Here is a 16,886-nt window from a genome sequence, read left to right on the forward strand (position 1 = left end):
ACCGCAGGCAATCGCCATCGGATACATCCACAACGGCACCATGGCAGGGAAGTTAAACGGCGTAATACCGGTCACAACGCCTAAGGGTTGAAACTCACTCCATGAATCGATATTCGGGCCAACATTTTTGCTGTGCTCGCCCTTAAGTAGCTCGGCAACACCACAAGCATACTCGACATTCTCGATACCACGCTGTAACTCACCTGCTGCATCATGACTGATTTTACCGTGTTCTTCACCGATCATTTGGCAGATTTTATCCGCGTTTTGTTCTAATAACGCTTTAAAACGAAACATCACCGCCGCACGTTTGCCAACCGGTGTATTACGCCACTCAGGGAATGCGGCTTGGGCCGCTGCAATCGCTTCTTCTACGGTTTCTTTTGATGCCAACGCAACCTGTTTCGTGGCTAAACCGGTCGCTGGATTAAATACATCCTGACTACGTGCTGCATCGGTACGCATTTCACCGTTAATTAAGTGTCCTATTGTTGTCATTGTAATGCTCTCTCTTGGGTGCTATTAAGTTCGATTATGTGCGAGTTTGTCTTTACCAAAGGCTTTTGTATATCTCGGCCACTTCAGCGTAACTGGGTACACGAGGGTTATTGTTAGGTGATCCGGAGGCGAGTGCCTGTTCTGTCATCGTAGGAATCAGGTCAAAGAACTGCTCGCGACCGATACCAAAATCTGCGGGTGTTGGTACTTGTAGTTCGTCATTAAGTGAACGCAGTTCCTGTAGTAATTTATCATTAGCGATAGCATCACTGTCTTGGTTTGAAGCTACGCCGATAGCGCGCGCGCAGTCTGCATATCGCGCGGGTGCTGCAGGTATTGAAAATTCGGTGACGCTTGGTAATAGCATCGCATTGGATAAACCATGCGGTACATGAAATGCGGCGCCAATTGGGCGGCTCATGCCATGAACCATGGCGACAGAGGCATTTGAAAACGCAATGCCTGCCAAGGTTGAGCCAAGCATCATTGCCTCACGGGCTGGTTTGTTATCGCTCTGATGATAGACGGTGCGTAAGTTAGGGCCAATTAAACGCATCGCTGATAATGCCTGGCAGTCGCTGTATGGGTTCGCTTTTTTACTGACATAAGATTCAATGGCATGAGTCAGAGCATCTATGCCGGTATCGGCAGTGGTGCGCGCAGGCATTGTGAGTGTAAGGCTGAAATCAACTAATGCAGCGACCGGCATAAAACCAATACCGACACAAAGCATTTTTTCATCGGTTACTTCATCTGTGATAATGGTGAAGCGTGTTACTTCTGAGCCCGTACCTGCCGTAGTAGGCACGGCAATAATCGGTAATCCGGTTTGATTAACAACCGTTGGAAATTTGTAATCCTGCATTTTTCCGCCAAACTTACTCAATATGCTGATCGCTTTGGCGCTGTCGATAGGGCTGCCCCCGCCTAACGCGATAATGCTATCGTAATCACCTTGTCTGACTTTGTTTACACCGGCCTGAATCGATTGGACAGTAGGTTCGGGTACCGTATCTGAAAAGACTTCTGCCAGTATCTGTTGTTCAGACAAGCATGTCTGAATCGTTTCTGCATAACCGAGTTTTACCATCATCTCGTCAGTAATGATCAGTGGTTTTTTACATCCCATGCTTTTAAGGCATTCGGGTATTGTTAAGCTGGCTCCCTCGCCAATTTGCATAATGCGTGGAAGGATGACTTGAATAGACATTTGTATCTCCTGTTTGTATAGAGTGATTTATTGGGAGTAGGCGGCGTTGGGCAACCAGGTAACAATACCTTCCCAGTAAAAAACGATGCACAGTGCAAAAATTTGTATAAATATAAAGGGCAGTACACCTCTGTAAATATGCCCGAGTGTTATGCCTTCTGGTGCGACACCTTTGAGGTAGAACAGTGCGAACCCTACCGGTGGTGTTAGGAATGACGTTTGCAGGCAGACTGCGAATAATATGGTGAACCATACCAGGTCAAAGCCTAAGCCGGATACGACCGGTGCAACCAGGGGAAGAATAATCAGGGTCAGCTCGATCCAGTCAAGGAAGAAGCCCAGTAGGAAGGTTATCGCGAGGATGCAGATGATAATTCCTGTTGGTCCAAAAGGTAAACCTGTTAATCCACTTTCGATAAGCTCATCGCCTCCCAGGCCGCGTAACACCAATGAGAACGCGGTTGCGCCCAGCAGCAGGGCAAAGATGAACGCGGTTGTTTTTGTGGTTTCGCGTCCTACTTCCCGTAATACAGAAACGGATACACGTCCTTTGCTCCAGGCTAGCAGGGTTGCGCCGAATGCACCGACACCGGATGCTTCCGTTGGCGTTGCTATACCGAAAAAAATCGAACCGAGTACTGTAAGAATTAAAGCAGCCGCTGGTAACACTGCCCAGATGACATTAAACAGTACTTTTAATGTAACTTTTTCGGCATTAGCGGGTGTGGGTGCATGCGCTGGTCGTAAAAAACCAATCACCAAAATGTAAGTGACATACAGTGCTGCTAGTAACAAACCGGGAAACAGTGCCCCAAGGAACAGATCTCCGACAGAGATGCCAATACGATCTCCCATCATCACCAGCATAATACTGGGAGGGATGAGGATGCCTAGTGTGCCTGTTGAGCAAACCGTTCCGCAGGCAAGTTCTTTGCTGTAGCCTTCTCGCATCATCATAGGTATGCCCAGAACGGCCAGAAGCACAACGGATGCACCAATGATGCCGGTCGAAGCCGCCAGTAATAGTCCTACAAAGGTCACGGTAACGGCTAAGCCGCCTCTGACTTTTCCAAAGAGCCGCGCCAGATTGTGCATCAGGTCTTCTGCTATACCAGAACGATCCAGCATCAGTCCCATAAAGATAAACATCGGTAAGGCGACCAGAACCCAGTTTGTCATCACGCTCCACATGCGGGGTATGACGATTGATACATAGTTCCAGTCAATACCGATAAAAGCATCAAACCAGTGATCCATCAGCATGGCGATGACGGAAAACACGATAGCTATGCCGCCTAAAACCCAAGCGACTGGAAAGCCTGTAAATAGTAAGGCGATAAAGCTGCCAAACATGCAAATGGCAAGAATTTCATTTGTTTCCATGTCAGTTCCTTAGCGATTCTGTTGTAGAGGGAGTAGCTGGTGGAGCTGGGCGGTTATCCGGACGCTGTAGTAAAAGCTTAATGACACGAGAGAGTCGCGAGAGTGTTGCCAGCATCAACAATGCAAAGCCAATGAACAGAAAGGATTTGATGACCCAGCGATAGGCTAATCCTCCTGGCGCATCAGATACTTCGTTAAGGCTCCATGAGTACAGAATAAAAGGGATGGAATACCATAGAACAAGAATGATAAAAGGTAGGAGTAAGAAGAGAATGCCTAAGCACTCGATAACCGCCTGAGTTTTAAGTGACATGCGGTCATGGATTAAATCTACCCGCACATGGTCGTCGGCTACCAGGCAATAAGACAGGCCGATTAACCAGCCTACTGAGTAAAGGTGCCATTGGATTTCTTCAAACTCTATGCGTCCTTGATTAAAAACATAGCGCAGCAGAACATTGGAAATGATGACCAGCATGAGTACGACCCATAGCCACGACATCATATTTCCAATTTTCGTTATCATAGAATCAAAGAACATAGAAAAGCGCGTTACAGGCAACTGCGTATGGTGAGTTAGTTCATCTAAATTAAAAAGATGCGGCTGTACACCGGGTGCTTCGATATTATTTTGTTTAGACATAATGCTTCCGTCGACTAACTGGTTGCCAGGTCTTGTTTATAGATGGGAGCGGGGGTATTAATCCCCCGCCGTTATTGAGGCTCAGTTAAAGTCGCGAGGTAGGTAAGCGCGCTGTTTCCATGGTTTATACTCGGCCATAAACGCTTGCTGAGATTCATAGATGCGCTTGAAGTCTGCATCAGCAGCGCCCTGTTCGAGCATGACTTCATCGGTAAGCGTGTTGAGTTCTGTCAGCATATTGGTGGGTATGGTACGTGCTGTAACGCCTTTCGCCGGGAAGTCTTTAAGTACTGCACCCTGCAATGATTCGCCACGCGTCAACGCACGGAAGGTTCCGGCAGTACAGGCCATATCAATCAGCGCCTTATTTGTGTCAGACAGTTCGTTCCATGAGTCTGTATTGATAACGAGGTGTGATGCGGTAAAGGTTTGATGCCAACCAGGGAAGTAGTTGATTTTGGCAACTTTATCAAAGCCCATCAACTGATCAACGGCTGGCATTGAGAATTCTGATGCATCAATGGCACCTTTTTCCAGCGCGGGAAATATTTCTCCACCGGGAATCATGGTAACGGAGGCGCCTGCTTTTTGAAGCACTTTTCCGCCAATGCCGGCAAAACGGATTTTCAGACCTTTAAGGTCATCCATCGTATTAATTTCTTTGGTGAACCAGCCAGCCGTTTCTGGTCCGATGACGCTGCAAAGAACGGGGTGAACATCATGTTTGGCATACAGTTCCTCAGCTAACTTCTTGCCTTCGCCTTCATACCACCATGTTGCGTATTCCCACGGCTCCATGCCAAAAGGAACTGCTGCAAAAAGTGCTGCTGCGGGTATTTTTCCCTGGTCGTAGCCCAGCCAGGTGTAGCCGGCATGTAGCTGTTTATTCTTGATGGCCTCAGTAATACCAAAAGGGGGCACTAGTTTACCCGGTTCGTATATTTTGAATTGAACATTGCCGCCACTGGCTGCTTTTATCTGCTCTGAAACTAGTTTGATAGGGTCTCCAAGCGCTGGTAAATGTGTACCAAAAACAGCTTGTACTTTCCAACGGATTTTTTCAGCATCGGCCGCTTGTGCTGTGGAATGTGCTGCCGTAAGCATACAGCTGGCAGCTGTTAAGTGAATAAGAGCTTTTCGTGCGGTGGATGTAATCTCGTTCATGGATTATTCCTTTGTTCATCTCATGCTGGTGATGATCAGGCAGCATTTTTTTGTATTTATTAGATAGATGTTTCGTATATCGATACGTTTCATATCATTATTGATGTTTCTTTTTGTGTCAATGATTTAGTTATATTGATACAAAACGTATCGTTATAATTGTTTTTGTTTTGGTGTGAATCGTCAATTAATGTTGCAGTAGCGCAATGAGAAGGGTGTTTGGCTGAATATACGTGGAGCGTTTGGGCTTTGTTGATATAGCTGATGTTGTAGGAGGGTAGTGTTTGTTTAGGTTGTGACGTATGTGTTGTTTTCGGGAATGAATTATTGCGACCGCACAGTCAGGTTGTGGCGGCGAAAAAAATTTGTCCATGATGCTTGTACGGGAAGGTTTTCGCGCCAGATAGCGAAGATTTAGTACTCAGGTGATGAGTTTTTCGATATTAAATCGCTTAACTCTATAGCGGCTTTACGCATTAGTGGTTCGAATGCCAAGAGTTCAGGAAGGCTTTTACGGATGATAGGCGCATGTGCGAATAAGCAGGCAAATAAGCTTCCTGTTTTGTTTTCAATAGGGATGGAGCACGCAACCATACCATCAATAAATTCTTCATTATCGGTGCCTATTTGTGTTTGGCTAATATCAGCAATAGCCTGCGTGAGTGTTGCCGGGTCTGTTATTGTATTGCGGGCCAGTCTATCCAGAGGTAGGTTTTGAAGAATACGATTGAGGCGATCTTCCGGTAGAGTACTGAGATAGAGTTTGCCGCTGGCTGTGCATGCAATAGGTGTATGGCTACCTGTTGGCAGGTGGATACGCAGTGGCCAGTTTGTTTCTATTTTGTCGTAGTAAATCATGTCGGTACCGTCAAATATTGAAATACCGCAAGTTTCGCCTATTTTACTTGCCAGGTTTTTTAAAATCGCCTGTCTTGCTGCTTTATGTCGGCTGCTTTGTAAAACTCCAAGTGCAATATCATGCATGCGATCCCCCGGTACCAACTGGCCGCGCATGTTGGTTTGGATGTAGTTGCTTGCTTCAAGTTGTTGCAGTAATCGGTGGATGCTAGGTTTTGGGATGTCTAACAAAAATGATAATTCAGTGGCGGAGAAGGGGCGCTCTGTAAGAGATATGGCTTCGATTATTTCTAAAACTCGTGTAATCGATGAGCCTTTTTCTCTGCGTTGTTCATTCATTACAAAACCTACTAAAACAATTATGGCCTAATTGTATCAATTAAAATCGTTGAATCAAAAGTTTGCTCCGAGTTTAGATGTTTTGTTGCACTGCGATAGTCAAATATCTCGTCTGCCTCTATAATGTGCGCTTATTTACTGGCTGCTGATTTATGGATGCTATGTTTTTGCTATTTTAAGCCTCCTTTTCCTGTCGTGCATATTTTACATGAGACTATTTCGGAATCGCGAAATATTGAATGAGGAAACGCTATGCTAAATGGTTTTTTAGCACTTCTGTTATGCCAGCTCTTGGGTGAGTGGGTTGTGCTGGCAACATCCATACCTGTACCCGGGCCTGTTGTTGGGATGGTGATCCTGCTGGTGTGGTTGATTTTCAAAAAGCGCATGCCTGATTCTGTCCGTGGTGTATCTGAAGGCTTACTACGATATCTGGCGTTGCTTTATGTACCTGCAGGTGTGGGGCTAATGCTGCATTTACACACAATATCACTGTATTGGCTGCCCATATTAATATCACTGTTTGTCAGTACATTTATAACGATGGTAGTGACTGTATTGATACTTAAGGTGATGAATAAAAAACTGAACAAGAATGGGGCTCGATAATGGAATTCTGGGTTTATTTTGCTACTAAGCCCTTGTTTTGGCTTGTGGTTACTTTGCTGGTATTTATTACTGCGATTCATTTCAATCGGCTGGTGAAGGGAACGCCTTTTTTACACCCGGTGCTAGTATCTATGGCCATTATCATTAGTTTTTTGCTGGCGACAAATACGAGATACGATGTGTATTTTGAAGGTGCTCAATTCATTCATTTCTTGTTGGGGCCTGCTATTGTCGCTTTGGCTGTTCCTTTATATGACCACTTTTCTCGGATTGTGGAAATGTGGGGGCAGTTACTGGTTGTCTGCTTTACCGGGGTTATAGTGGCTATTTTATCGGTGTTAGCCATGGGGCATTTATTTGGTTTGCCTGATGAAGTGCTTTTATCTTTGGCTCCTAAATCTGTGACATCTCCTATTGCGATTGGTATTGCAGAAAAAATTGGGGGGCTTCCTTCGCTGGCAGCGGGTTTGGTTTTGATTACCGGTGCTATGGGCGGCGTATTGGCTCCTTTTGTTTTTCGGTTGCTGAATGTAAAGGACGATTCCGTAAAAGGGTTTAGTTTAGGGTTGGCGGCACATGGTATGGGAACCGCTTATGCGATTGAAATCAGTACATTGGCGGGGGCGTTTGCTGGACTGGCAATGGGCTTGGCGGGGTTGCTGACGGCATTTTTACTGCCAATGGTTATTTCTGTGATGGGAATTAATTAAGTCGCAAAATATCGGTTTATCTCTGGATAAGCGTGTCTTTATAAGGCTTTAAGCGATTTTAGCCTATTGTTGAATTTTCAGGATGGGAGCGGCTGGGTAGAGTGCGCTCCTGTGTTTTGTGCCTACTGATTAGGGTGATGTTGGAAAATGACTCCACTAGACCGTTATAAAAAAGATTTGCTGCGTGATGATTTTTCATATGATCCGGCACAAGAGAATGCTATCGGGCATCTGCAGCGCTTATATGATGATCTGGTTGCGGCTGAAAAGGTTCAGCCTAAGACGTTGATGCAGCGTTTAAGTGGGAAGTTCAAAAAGCAGGAAGTTGCACCGGTTAAAGGCCTTTATTTCTGGGGTGGTGTGGGTCGTGGTAAGACCTACATGATGGATATTTTTTATGAAACCCTGCCTTTTACACGTAAAAGAAGGACGCATTTTCATCGCTTTATGCAGGGTGTACATGCTGATCTGCGTTTACTCGATGGAACGAAAAATCCGTTGACGGAAATTGCCAGAAAGTATGCAAGTGAAACCCGTATTATCTGTTTTGATGAGTTTTTTGTTTCTGATATCACCGACGCGATGATTCTCGGCAGCTTGTTTGAGCAGATGTTTGCTAATGGTGTGACGCTGGTGGCAACGTCGAATATTGTACCGGATGGTTTGTACAAAGATGGTTTGCAGAGGGCGCGCTTTTTGCCCGCTATTGAATTGCTGAACCGGCATACTGACGTTGTTAATGTTGATGGCGGGATCGATTATCGTTTGCGCGCGTTGGAGCAGGCGGAGTTGTATTATCACCCGTTGGGTGAAGAGGCTGATAAAAGCCTGAATAGCAGCTTTGAGAGTCTGGTGCCTGATATAGAGGAAGTAGTCGAGAATGAGATGGTCGATATTAACGGCCGTGGTATACCGTCTCTGCGTACTTGTGAAGATGTTGTCTGGTTTGATTTTAAAGCCTTGTGTGAAGGGCCTCGCTCGCAGAATGATTACATTGAAGTGGCAAAAATCTACCATGCTGTGTTGATTTCTAATGTGCCGCAGCTGGGCACGAAGAATGATGATGCCGCCCGCCGCTTTATTAATATGGTGGATGAATTCTATGATTGTGGCGTTAAGTTGATTGTTTCTGCGGCTGTGCCTATCCATGAGATTTATACGGGTGGCCGGTTGTCTTTTGAGATTGAACGTACGCAAAGTCGCTTGCTTGAGATGCAGTCTCACGACTATTTGGCTAAAGCGCATAAGGCGTAAGATTATTCTTCATTTATCCTGAAAATAGTGCGCTGCGGCACTCGCATTGAGGGGCGTTTTTTACTATAATTCGCGCTCTTCATTTCAGGATGAAGTCTCGGACGTTGTTTTTTGCTGTTTTGCAGCTCAAAACAACCAATAATTATAAGGTAAGTCGGGCGCGCGTTGTTTTAAAGCGGCAGTGTTTCCAGACTTAATTTAACTATAGGCGAACAATCGATGACTACTTTTGTTGCTAAGCCAGCTGAAGTAAAACGCGACTGGTATGTAATTGACGCAGAAGGCAAAACTCTTGGCCGTATGGCTACTGAAATTGCCCGACGTCTGCGCGGTAAGCATAAAGCAGAATATACCCCTCACGTTGATACTGGCGATTACATTGTTGTAGTAAACGCAGAAAAAGTACATGTGTCCGGTAACAAGCGTAAAGCTAAAATGTACTACCATCACACCCTTTTTCCAGGTGGTCTGAAACAGGCTAACTTTGAAACAATGATCACTAACAAGCCAGAGAAAGTAATTGAGTTGGCTGTTAAAGGTATGCTACCTAAAGGTCCTTTGGGTCGTGCTATGTACACTAAATTGAAAGTGTATGCAGGTACCGAACATCCACACCAGGCTCAGCAGCCTCAAGAACTGAAACTCTAAGGGGAAGTAGATAATGTCAACTACTCAGTATTACGGTACAGGTCGTCGCAAAACTTCTACAGCCCGAGTTTTCTTGCGTCCTGGTACTGGCACCATTTCTATTAACGATCGTACTATCGAAGTTTACTTCGGTCGCGAAACTGCACGTATGATCGTTCGTCAGCCATTAGAGCTGACTGAAACTCTGGAAAAATTTGACGTTTTCGTTACTGTTAAAGGCGGTGGTAATTTCGGTCAGGCGGGCGCTATCCGTCACGGTATTACTCGTGCTCTGATGGAATACGACGAAACAATGCGTCCTGCACTGCGTAAAGCTGGTTTTGTTACCCGTGACGCACGTGAAGTTGAACGTAAGAAAGTTGGTCTGCGTAAAGCTCGTAAGAAACCACAATTCTCTAAACGTTAATTGTTTGCCGGTCTTCCGGCATGCAATTTGGAAAACGCTCGCGGCTGTTATGGCCCGGGCGTTTTTTTTTATCTGCGTATAAGGTCGCTGTTTCAGGTCAATACTTAGTCTTATAGATACCTCAGAAGGGATATTTCACCTTGTAAGATAGGGGTATTTTCTTTACTATTTGGGCCATTTTACAGAACCTGATTTCGTGAATTTTTTATACTGAACGGTTGGTGATTATTTGTACAAGCAAATAGCCTGGCCGAGTAAGGGGGATATACTTGATGAGCAATGACGGCGTGAATAAGGGTCGGCGTCGGCTCCTAATAGGTGCCACTTCTGCCGTTGGGGCAGTGGGTGCTATAGGAGCGGCTGTCCCATTCGTGGCTTCCTGGAATCCAAGTGCCAAGGCGAAAGCTGCTGGTGCGCCGGCTAAAGCTGATATCAGCAAGCTGGAACCAGGTCAGCAAATGATAGTTGAGTGGCGTGGAAAGCCAGTCTGGATCGTAAAGCGTGGCGAAGAAGCTATGGCAGGTCTGAAGAACATGGACCAGGGTAAGTTATCTGATCCAACGTCTAGCGTGCCGCAACAGCCTGATTACATTCCTGGCGATGAGAGCCGTGCTATCCGCGCTGATGTTTCGGTTTTAGTCGGTATATGCACTCACTTAGGGTGCTCTCCCAGCTATGTGCCTGAAGTTGGGCCGCAAGCTTTTGATGCTAATTGGGTAGGTGGTTTTTATTGTCCGTGTCACGGCTCTCGTTTTGATTTATCAGGCCGTGTCTATAAAGGCTCACCTGCACCGACGAATTTAGTGATTCCGCCTCATAAATATGAAGGCGACGATATCATCATTGTTGGCGTGGATCAGGAGAACGCATAATGGCTGGTTACCGTAATAAAGGAAAAGGCGGTTTTATGGGATGGGTCGATGACCGTTTCCCGGCGACTGCTATGTGGGAAGACCACTTATCAAAATACTATGCACCAAAAAACTTTAACTTTTGGTACTTTTTCGGCTCGTTAGCGATGCTGATGTTGGTTAATCAGATCATTACCGGTATCTGGCTGACAATGAGCTATAACCCTTCTGCGGAAGGTGCGTTCGCTTCAGTTGAATACATCATGCGTGATATTGATTACGGTTGGCTGTTGCGTTACCTGCATTCGACGGGTGCCTCTGCATTTTTCTGTGTGGTCTATCTGCATATGTTCCGTGGAATGATGTACGGCTCTTACCGTAAGCCACGTGAATTGATCTGGTTGTTCGGTATGGCTATCTATCTGGCACTGATGGCAGAAGCTTTCATGGGTTACTTGCTACCATGGGGTCAGATGTCTTATTGGGGTGCTGCGGTAATTGTATCTTTGTTCCAGGCTGTTCCTTTTGTGGGCCCTGAACTGGCTGAATGGATTCGTGGTGACTATCTGATTTCAGGTGTTACGTTGAATCGTTTCTTCTCATTGCATGTTATTGCTTTACCTATCGTGTTGCTGGCTTTGGTTGTGTTGCACATCATTGCGTTGCATGAAGTGGGTTCTAATAACCCTGACGGTATCGAAATTAAAGAAAACAAAGATGAAAACGGTGTGCCGTTGGATGGAATTCCATTCCACCCTTACTACACTGTGAAAGACATTGTGGGTGTAATTGTCTTCCTGTTTGTTTTCTGCATTATTGTCTTCTTCTTCCCTGAAGGTGGTGGTTACTTAATTGAAGCGCCCAACTTTGAGCCGGCTAACCCGCTGAAAACACCGCCGCATATCGCGCCTGTCTGGTACTTCACGCCATTCTACGCCATGTTGCGTGCGATTCCGCCTATTGCTGCATCGCAGTTCCCTGGTGTGGTGGTAATGGGTGGTGCGATTGCTATTCTGTTCGTGCTTCCTTGGTTGGATCGTAGCCCGGTTAAATCTATGCGCTACAAAGGCTGGATGAGCAAAGTGGCACTAGCTGTCTTCGCTATCAGCTTCGTGATTCTGGGTTACCTGGGTGTGGTTGCATCGACTCCAGGGCGTACAATCGTGGCTCAGATCTGTACTGCACTTTATTTTGCTTTCTTCTTCCTGATGCCGTTCTACACCAAAATGGAGAAAACCAAACCAGTACCAGAGAGGGTTACAGGATAATGAAAAAGTATTTAGTTGCATTCGTTATTGCGCTGTTTCCATTGGCAGGCTTTGCTGCTGGTGATGGCCCTAAGCTGGATCACATGGCTGTGGATCTGCATAACCAGGCTTCATTGCAGCGAGGTATGCAGGTATTTGTCAACAATTGTCTGGGTTGTCACTCTGCGCAATATCAGCGTTATCAGCGTGCTGCCGAAGATTTGGGTATACCGTTGAATCTGGTTGAAGAGAACTTGCTTTTGGGTGACCAGAAAGTGGGTGAGCAGATGACAAACGCGATGCTCAAAGAAGACGGTGCTAACTGGTTTGGTACTCCGCCGCCTGATTTGACATTGGAAGCACGTTTACGTGGGCCTGATTGGATTTACACTTATCTGCGTAGTTTCTATAAAGATGAGTCTCGTCCATGGGGTGTAAACAACACAGTTTTCCCTGATGTGGGTATGCCTAACGTGCTGGAGTATTTGCAGGGTGAGCAGGTAAATCACTGTACACCTGAAGAAGCACTGCATCATGAAGTTAAGATTGATCCGCTGACCGGTAAAGCGATGGGTGGTTGTATGACTATCGCTAAGGCAGGACAGCAGACAACAGCCGAGTTTGATAAAACTATTTATGACCTGGTGAACTTTATGGCCTATATCGGTGAGCCGTCTAAATTGGACTCTCATCGCATCGGTACAAACGTGTTGATCTTCCTGTTCTTGTTCTTCTTCGTTGCTTATGCACTGAAAAAAGAATATTGGAAAGATGTTCACTGATTTGACAGTGTAATTCTGTTAGAATCGTTTTTTGCGCGGCCTGTGTATCAGGCCGCGCTTCTTTATTTTATACAGTAAGTAATATGGGGATATATTGATGGGAGTTGTGGCTAAACGTTCTTCCATGACCTTTTACTCTGATGGCGCTGATCATTACAGCCATCGCGTCCGCATTGTATTAGCGGAGAAAGGGGTAGCGGTTGACGTGATTGATTGTCATGTCGAGGATCTTCCTGAAGATCTGGCAGGTTTGAATCCTTACAATAGCTTGCCTACTCTCCTGGATAGAGAACTGGTTCTTTATGAGCCAAATGTAATGATGGAATATCTGGATGAGCGTTTTCCTCATCCGCCGTTGTTGCCTGTCTATCCTGTTGCGCGCGCAGAAAGTCGTTTGTATATGCACCGAATCCAGAAAGATTGGTGTAAGCATGTGGATGTTTTGGTCTCTGCGAAATCAACAGACGAAGAAGTTGAAACAGCACGTAAAGAGTTGCGTGATAGCCTGGTCGCTATTTCTCCAATCTTTGCTGAAAAGCCATACTTCATGAGTGAAGAGTTCACACTGGTTGATTGTTGTCTTGCTCCATTGCTATGGCGTTTGCCATATCTGGGTATTGATCTCCCTGAGGCACAGTGCAAATCGCTTTATGAATATATGGAGCGTCTGTTTGAGCGTGAGTCTTTCCGTGAAAGTCTGTCGGATGCTGAGCGCGAAATGCGCGACTAGTTTTAGATCCGATTGATATTTTTACTCAGAAAGGGATGATGCTATCATCCCTTTTTTATGCTTTACGTTGATGGTTGGAGTGTTTATGAAGCCTAGTCGTCCCTACCTGATAAAAGCCTTACAGGAATGGTTGCTTGACAATGATTGTACGCCACATATGGCGGTGGATGTTGCTGTAAAGGGCGTTATGGTGCCTGAGCAGTTTATTTCTGATGGTCAGATTGTGTTGAATATCAGCCCTTCGGCGATTCAGAATTTTGTGCTGGATGATGAGGCTGTTAGCTTTAGTGCGCGTTTTGGCGGTGTGCCGATGAATATTTATGTGCCGATGGCCGCCGTGCTGGCAGTGTATGCGCGTGAACATGGAGCGGGAATGGGGTTTGGCATGGAGCCGGGTGCTGAATATTACGCACTTGAACACGACGAGCCGGAAAAACCGGAACCGCCCAAACCTGGATCCGGGCGGCCGTCGTTAAAGGTCGTTAAATAAAATAGCTAAATAGCTTTGTTAAGCTGAGCTGGTAAATAAGAGTTTAGCGATAAGGGATATATTCAAAAACCTTTACGATACGCTGTACACCAGGGATGGTCCGTATGATGTTAACGGCTCTGCTTGCTTCTTTTTCTGTGACTAATCCCATCAAATAGGTCGAGCTGTTTTCTGTGACGACTTTGATACGGGTTCCATCGATCGTTTTATCGGCGATCAATTGTAATTTTATACGGCTGGTCAGGTAGGCGTCATTTGCACGCACTATGCTGGATGTCGGGCCGGAAATTTCTAACTCATTATGGATTTTGCGAACTTTTCTGGTCTGCATCGCTATCTGTTCTGCTTCCTGTTTGGCTGCTTCGTTTGGAACCTGGCCTGTGAGTAACAGAATGCCGTTGTAGCTGGTAGCGCTGATATGGGAATCTTTGACGACAGCGGACCCTTTGTTGATATTGACCAGCGTTTTGTTTTCAATGACTTCATCTTCTATGTAGGCGCCAAGCGTCCGGCTGCCCTGGTCATCGCGGATAGGTTCTTCGCGGGTGGCACTGATCAGGTTAGAGCAGCCTGATAGCGTGCCCAGAATACAAACCGTTGTAATACATTTCAGCAAAGTGTTGTTCATAGCATCAGGCTCCAAATAGTTGGTATTCGATTAAATCACATAAGCAATGCAGCACCAGTAAGTGTGCACTGTAAATCATTGCATTGTCATCAGAAGGGACGCATATTTCGACTTCGTGTGGCCTTAAAAGTGCGGAAATATTACTGCTATCATGACCGGTAATCGCGACAACTACCATGTCACGGTCATGGGCGGCCTGTATGGCTTGTACCAGGCTGTTTGAGCGGCCTTGGTTAGAGATAACCAGCAGTACATCGCCTGGTTGTCCTATGGCCCGAATCTGTTTTGAGTAGACTTCACTAAAACTGCTTTCTTCTGCTATGCCGGTCAGTACTGCGCTGTCGGCCCCGACGGTGATGGCGGGTAACCCCGGGCGATCATTCCTGAAACGGCTCAGCAATAATGCCGAGAAGTGCTGTGCCAGTGCAGATGAGCCGCCATTGCCGACGCAGACAATTTTTAACTCATTGGCAAGGCTGGCGAGCATTAGTTCGCTGGCGTGCGCGATCATGGGCGTATATTGCTCAATGGTATGCGCATTGGTGTCCATCGAATTGTGGAAAAGATTGACAATTCGCTCTTCAAGTTCCATGTATTGGTTCCGGTCTTAAAGTATGAAGGCGTCTTTATACCACATTGGTTTGTTTTCTTCAGAAGGAGTTTCATAAGCAATGACATCGAATCGACAGTTATGTTGCTGAAATTGGCTGTGTGTCATCAAAAAGTGCTGCGCTGTGCGAATGATCTTGCGTTGTTTGTTGGCCGTTACTGAGTTGGCTGCACCGCCAAAGCGTGTGTCGGCGCGGTATCTGACCTCTACAAAAACCAGAGTGGCGCCATCCAGTAGTATCAGATCAATTTCGCCAAGTTTGCATAAATAGTTTCTGCTGACGGGTTTCAGGCCGTGTTTAATTAGCCAGTGCCATGCTTTTTGTTCGGCATCCTTGCCGCGTGTTTGTTTGTCCATGATTTGTCTCTGTTAAATCGCTGCTTTTTATCGCGCTATATTCAGTGCTCTATTCGGCGCTGTATTGAGTGCTTCGTTCGTCTCTGAATTCAGTTCTCTCTTCGGTAATCTCTTCGGTTCTGTATTCGCTTCTGTATTGGAAAGTCTGCTCAGTTGTCAGTTCAATCGTTTTTGGCAGGCCGTTCTCGAAGATAGCCCACTGTAAGTGGCGGTTTATCTTGTTATCCTCGGTCAGCGCCAGTTGTCCTGTTTCGCCTTTGAGGCGGGTCCCTTGCGTTGCTTTGAGCTGTTGTAGATACGGGTAGAGGTTATAGGCGTCTATGCCAAGGGCGTACAGCCTGCCAAAGCGGGTGTCGGTGTTGTCGCGAATAGCATCGAGTGCGCGTCTGTTGTCAGAGGGGGCGGATAACACCCAGGGAATATCGCCAAACATGACGCCATTCAGGTCAATATCTGCTCTGGCATTAGGCGCGCCTGAATAAATCTGCGATGTGGCGTAAACAGGTAGATCTCCGGCAAAATAGAAGGCCAGTATCGGTTTTATCAGACGGGCATCTTGCGGGCGGGCTGAGAGCAGAATGACGTCTGCATCCTGCCTGCGTCGCTCTTCAAACTCGAAATTTAAGCCAGTCGCGCGTCTCAGGCTTTTTGCTCTTTGTTTGCTTTCGTCCGTCTTGAGAACCTGTGCAATATCCTGATTGAGCGCGTCTGCAGTAAATGATGTGCGCGCAACAACCGTACCGCCGAGTGACTCAAAGGTGTCGGCAAACGCCTGGTCTGCTCTTTTGCCCCAGTCAGTATCCGGTGTCAGAATCAGCGCAAAGCGTTTGCCTGCATTAATGGCTTGGGTCGCCGCATCGCGCGCTTCATCTTCTGCAGAGAGCCCAAACTGGTAAAGATTGGCGGCGCTTTCGTCTATGTAGTTGAGCGCTAAAAATGGAATCGGCAGCGGGCCGTATTCTACGAGTGATTTGACCATGTTTTTATCCAGGGGGCCGATCACCAGTTCAAGGTTTCTTTGTTGTGCAGCCTGAATGATTTCATCCGCAGTGACGTACTGGGCGCTATCCATGAAAAACAACTCGGGAGCCATGCCGCGCTCCTGGCTGGCGTAGTGCGCGGTAGTAATTCCATCCTGGATTGCCTTGCCTGCGGATGCCAGTGAGCCGGATGTAGGTAGAAGGACACCGATTCGGGCAACATTAATCAGCGCAATATCTTGTGGTGCTGTGAGGTTTTCGGGCATCAGATGTGCTGCCGGATGAGCTTCCCACAGGTTTAGCCAGTTTTCGATGTTGTTTGTCTGCGTGGTGACATCAGCGATTGTACGTGCGGCTTGTGCCAGTTCGAGCCAGCCTTGCAGTACGTAGCTGTTATTCGGTTGCTGCAGGGCTATATAGAGGTTTTCATCAGTGCTTGACTGCAGTGCTTGCCAGATGCGGTCGTGCAATCGTTGTAGCTCGGCCGGA

Annotated in this window: 20 protein-coding genes; 10 read left to right on the plus strand and 10 right to left on the minus strand. The window is 46.5% G+C overall.

Going from position 1 to position 16,886, the window contains the following annotated elements:
* From ABY436_RS14175 to ABY436_RS14200, 6 genes are all read right to left on the minus strand, one after another.
* Window positions 1-498, minus strand: a 498-nt coding sequence (locus ABY436_RS14175; protein ID WP_372739605.1) for an aldehyde dehydrogenase family protein, incomplete at its 3' end; no start/stop codon positions are given.
* A 52-nt stretch (window positions 499-550) separates the two neighbouring features.
* On the minus strand, window positions 551-1,708 hold the full coding sequence (locus ABY436_RS14180; protein WP_372739606.1) for an iron-containing alcohol dehydrogenase: 1,158 nt from the start codon (window positions 1,706-1,708) through the stop codon (window positions 551-553).
* Between the two features lie 27 nt (window positions 1,709-1,735).
* Window positions 1,736-3,091, minus strand: a complete 1,356-nt coding sequence (locus ABY436_RS14185) for a TRAP transporter large permease subunit (protein WP_372739607.1) — start codon at window positions 3,089-3,091, stop codon at window positions 1,736-1,738.
* Window position 3,092: 1 nt separating this feature from the next.
* Window positions 3,093-3,734, minus strand: a complete 642-nt coding sequence (locus ABY436_RS14190) for a TRAP transporter small permease subunit (RefSeq protein WP_372739608.1) — start codon at window positions 3,732-3,734, stop codon at window positions 3,093-3,095.
* An 81-nt stretch (window positions 3,735-3,815) separates the two neighbouring features.
* The gene (locus tag ABY436_RS14195; RefSeq protein ID WP_372739609.1) at window positions 3,816-4,898 is read right to left on the minus strand and encodes a TRAP transporter substrate-binding protein; all 1,083 of its coding nucleotides are present in this window, start codon (window positions 4,896-4,898) and stop codon (window positions 3,816-3,818) included.
* Between the two features lie 414 nt (window positions 4,899-5,312).
* Window positions 5,313-6,095, minus strand: coding sequence for an IclR family transcriptional regulator (locus ABY436_RS14200; RefSeq protein WP_372739610.1), 783 nt, complete (start codon window positions 6,093-6,095; stop codon window positions 5,313-5,315).
* Between the two features lie 252 nt (window positions 6,096-6,347).
* On the opposite strand from ABY436_RS14200, the gene ABY436_RS14205 reads away from it, so the two are divergent.
* The 10 genes from ABY436_RS14205 (at window position 6,348) to ABY436_RS14250 (ending at window position 13,822) form a co-directional block, all read left to right on the plus strand.
* The gene (locus tag ABY436_RS14205; protein WP_372739611.1) at window positions 6,348-6,704 is read left to right on the plus strand and encodes a CidA/LrgA family protein; all 357 of its coding nucleotides are present in this window, start codon (window positions 6,348-6,350) and stop codon (window positions 6,702-6,704) included.
* On the plus strand, window positions 6,704-7,414 hold the full coding sequence (locus ABY436_RS14210; RefSeq protein WP_372739612.1) for an LrgB family protein: 711 nt from the start codon (window positions 6,704-6,706) through the stop codon (window positions 7,412-7,414). Before ABY436_RS14205 ends, ABY436_RS14210 begins: the two co-directional genes overlap by 1 nt.
* A gap of 147 nt (window positions 7,415-7,561) precedes the next feature.
* The gene (gene zapE / locus ABY436_RS14215) at window positions 7,562-8,668 is read left to right on the plus strand and encodes a cell division protein ZapE (protein WP_372739613.1); all 1,107 of its coding nucleotides are present in this window, start codon (window positions 7,562-7,564) and stop codon (window positions 8,666-8,668) included.
* A 219-nt stretch (window positions 8,669-8,887) separates the two neighbouring features.
* The gene (rplM, locus tag ABY436_RS14220; protein ID WP_372739614.1) at window positions 8,888-9,316 is read left to right on the plus strand and encodes a 50S ribosomal protein L13; all 429 of its coding nucleotides are present in this window, start codon (window positions 8,888-8,890) and stop codon (window positions 9,314-9,316) included.
* A gap of 13 nt (window positions 9,317-9,329) precedes the next feature.
* A complete protein-coding gene (gene rpsI, locus ABY436_RS14225) occupies window positions 9,330-9,722 on the plus strand; it encodes a 30S ribosomal protein S9 (protein ID WP_372739615.1) in 393 nt (130 codons plus the stop codon).
* A gap of 272 nt (window positions 9,723-9,994) precedes the next feature.
* A complete protein-coding gene (gene petA, locus ABY436_RS14230; protein ID WP_372739616.1) occupies window positions 9,995-10,594 on the plus strand; it encodes a ubiquinol-cytochrome c reductase iron-sulfur subunit in 600 nt (199 codons plus the stop codon).
* The gene (locus ABY436_RS14235; RefSeq protein WP_372739617.1) at window positions 10,594-11,841 is read left to right on the plus strand and encodes a cytochrome bc complex cytochrome b subunit; all 1,248 of its coding nucleotides are present in this window, start codon (window positions 10,594-10,596) and stop codon (window positions 11,839-11,841) included. Before petA ends, ABY436_RS14235 begins: the two co-directional genes overlap by 1 nt.
* A complete protein-coding gene (locus tag ABY436_RS14240; protein ID WP_372739618.1) occupies window positions 11,841-12,602 on the plus strand; it encodes a cytochrome c1 in 762 nt (253 codons plus the stop codon). The genes ABY436_RS14235 and ABY436_RS14240 overlap by 1 nt, the downstream gene beginning before the upstream one ends.
* 97 nt (window positions 12,603-12,699) lie before the next feature.
* The gene (sspA, locus tag ABY436_RS14245) at window positions 12,700-13,332 is read left to right on the plus strand and encodes a stringent starvation protein SspA (RefSeq protein ID WP_372739619.1); all 633 of its coding nucleotides are present in this window, start codon (window positions 12,700-12,702) and stop codon (window positions 13,330-13,332) included.
* Window positions 13,333-13,417: 85 nt separating this feature from the next.
* On the plus strand, window positions 13,418-13,822 hold the full coding sequence (locus ABY436_RS14250) for a ClpXP protease specificity-enhancing factor (protein WP_372739620.1): 405 nt from the start codon (window positions 13,418-13,420) through the stop codon (window positions 13,820-13,822).
* A 43-nt stretch (window positions 13,823-13,865) separates the two neighbouring features.
* On the opposite strand, the gene ABY436_RS14255 is transcribed toward ABY436_RS14250, so the two are convergent.
* From ABY436_RS14255 to ABY436_RS14270, 4 genes are all read right to left on the minus strand, one after another.
* The gene (locus tag ABY436_RS14255; RefSeq protein ID WP_372739621.1) at window positions 13,866-14,450 is read right to left on the minus strand and encodes a BON domain-containing protein; all 585 of its coding nucleotides are present in this window, start codon (window positions 14,448-14,450) and stop codon (window positions 13,866-13,868) included.
* A 4-nt stretch (window positions 14,451-14,454) separates the two neighbouring features.
* Complete coding sequence (locus ABY436_RS14260) at window positions 14,455-15,042, minus strand: SIS domain-containing protein (RefSeq protein ID WP_372739622.1); 588 nt, start codon at window positions 15,040-15,042, stop codon at window positions 14,455-14,457.
* 15 nt (window positions 15,043-15,057) lie between these two features.
* Window positions 15,058-15,417: a YraN family protein gene (locus ABY436_RS14265; protein ID WP_372739623.1), complete on the minus strand. Its 360-nt coding sequence runs from the start codon at window positions 15,415-15,417 to the stop codon at window positions 15,058-15,060.
* A gap of 49 nt (window positions 15,418-15,466) precedes the next feature.
* The coding region (locus ABY436_RS14270) for a penicillin-binding protein activator (RefSeq protein WP_372739624.1) at window positions 15,467-16,886 on the minus strand (1,420 nt) is incomplete at its 5' end.

It is taken from the genome of Neptunomonas sp. (assembly GCF_041601355.1).
Classification (GTDB): domain Bacteria; phylum Pseudomonadota; class Gammaproteobacteria; order Pseudomonadales; family Balneatricaceae; genus Neptunomonas.

What these genes read in the sequence shown, in the direction of transcription:
- petA (WP_372739616.1), top strand. Translation starts at nt 9,995, where the DNA reads ATGAGCAATGACGGCGTGAATAAGGGTCGGCGTCGGCTCCTAATAGGT.
- ABY436_RS14200 (WP_372739610.1), bottom strand. Translation starts at nt 6,095, where the DNA reads ATGAATGAACAACGCAGAGAAAAAGGCTCATCGATTACACGAGTTTTA.
- sspA (WP_372739619.1), top strand. Translation starts at nt 12,700, where the DNA reads ATGGGAGTTGTGGCTAAACGTTCTTCCATGACCTTTTACTCTGATGGC.
- ABY436_RS14180 (WP_372739606.1), bottom strand. Translation starts at nt 1,708, where the DNA reads ATGTCTATTCAAGTCATCCTTCCACGCATTATGCAAATTGGCGAGGGA.
- zapE (WP_372739613.1), top strand. Translation starts at nt 7,562, where the DNA reads ATGACTCCACTAGACCGTTATAAAAAAGATTTGCTGCGTGATGATTTT.
- ABY436_RS14195 (WP_372739609.1), bottom strand. Translation starts at nt 4,898, where the DNA reads ATGAACGAGATTACATCCACCGCACGAAAAGCTCTTATTCACTTAACA.
- rpsI (WP_372739615.1), top strand. Translation starts at nt 9,330, where the DNA reads ATGTCAACTACTCAGTATTACGGTACAGGTCGTCGCAAAACTTCTACA.
- ABY436_RS14205 (WP_372739611.1), top strand. Translation starts at nt 6,348, where the DNA reads ATGCTAAATGGTTTTTTAGCACTTCTGTTATGCCAGCTCTTGGGTGAG.
- ABY436_RS14240 (WP_372739618.1), top strand. Translation starts at nt 11,841, where the DNA reads ATGAAAAAGTATTTAGTTGCATTCGTTATTGCGCTGTTTCCATTGGCA.
- ABY436_RS14235 (WP_372739617.1), top strand. Translation starts at nt 10,594, where the DNA reads ATGGCTGGTTACCGTAATAAAGGAAAAGGCGGTTTTATGGGATGGGTC.
- ABY436_RS14250 (WP_372739620.1), top strand. Translation starts at nt 13,418, where the DNA reads ATGAAGCCTAGTCGTCCCTACCTGATAAAAGCCTTACAGGAATGGTTG.
- rplM (WP_372739614.1), top strand. Translation starts at nt 8,888, where the DNA reads ATGACTACTTTTGTTGCTAAGCCAGCTGAAGTAAAACGCGACTGGTAT.
- ABY436_RS14260 (WP_372739622.1), bottom strand. Translation starts at nt 15,042, where the DNA reads ATGGAACTTGAAGAGCGAATTGTCAATCTTTTCCACAATTCGATGGAC.
- ABY436_RS14210 (WP_372739612.1), top strand. Translation starts at nt 6,704, where the DNA reads ATGGAATTCTGGGTTTATTTTGCTACTAAGCCCTTGTTTTGGCTTGTG.
- ABY436_RS14190 (WP_372739608.1), bottom strand. Translation starts at nt 3,734, where the DNA reads ATGTCTAAACAAAATAATATCGAAGCACCCGGTGTACAGCCGCATCTT.
- ABY436_RS14265 (WP_372739623.1), bottom strand. Translation starts at nt 15,417, where the DNA reads ATGGACAAACAAACACGCGGCAAGGATGCCGAACAAAAAGCATGGCAC.
- ABY436_RS14255 (WP_372739621.1), bottom strand. Translation starts at nt 14,450, where the DNA reads ATGAACAACACTTTGCTGAAATGTATTACAACGGTTTGTATTCTGGGC.
- ABY436_RS14185 (WP_372739607.1), bottom strand. Translation starts at nt 3,091, where the DNA reads ATGGAAACAAATGAAATTCTTGCCATTTGCATGTTTGGCAGCTTTATC.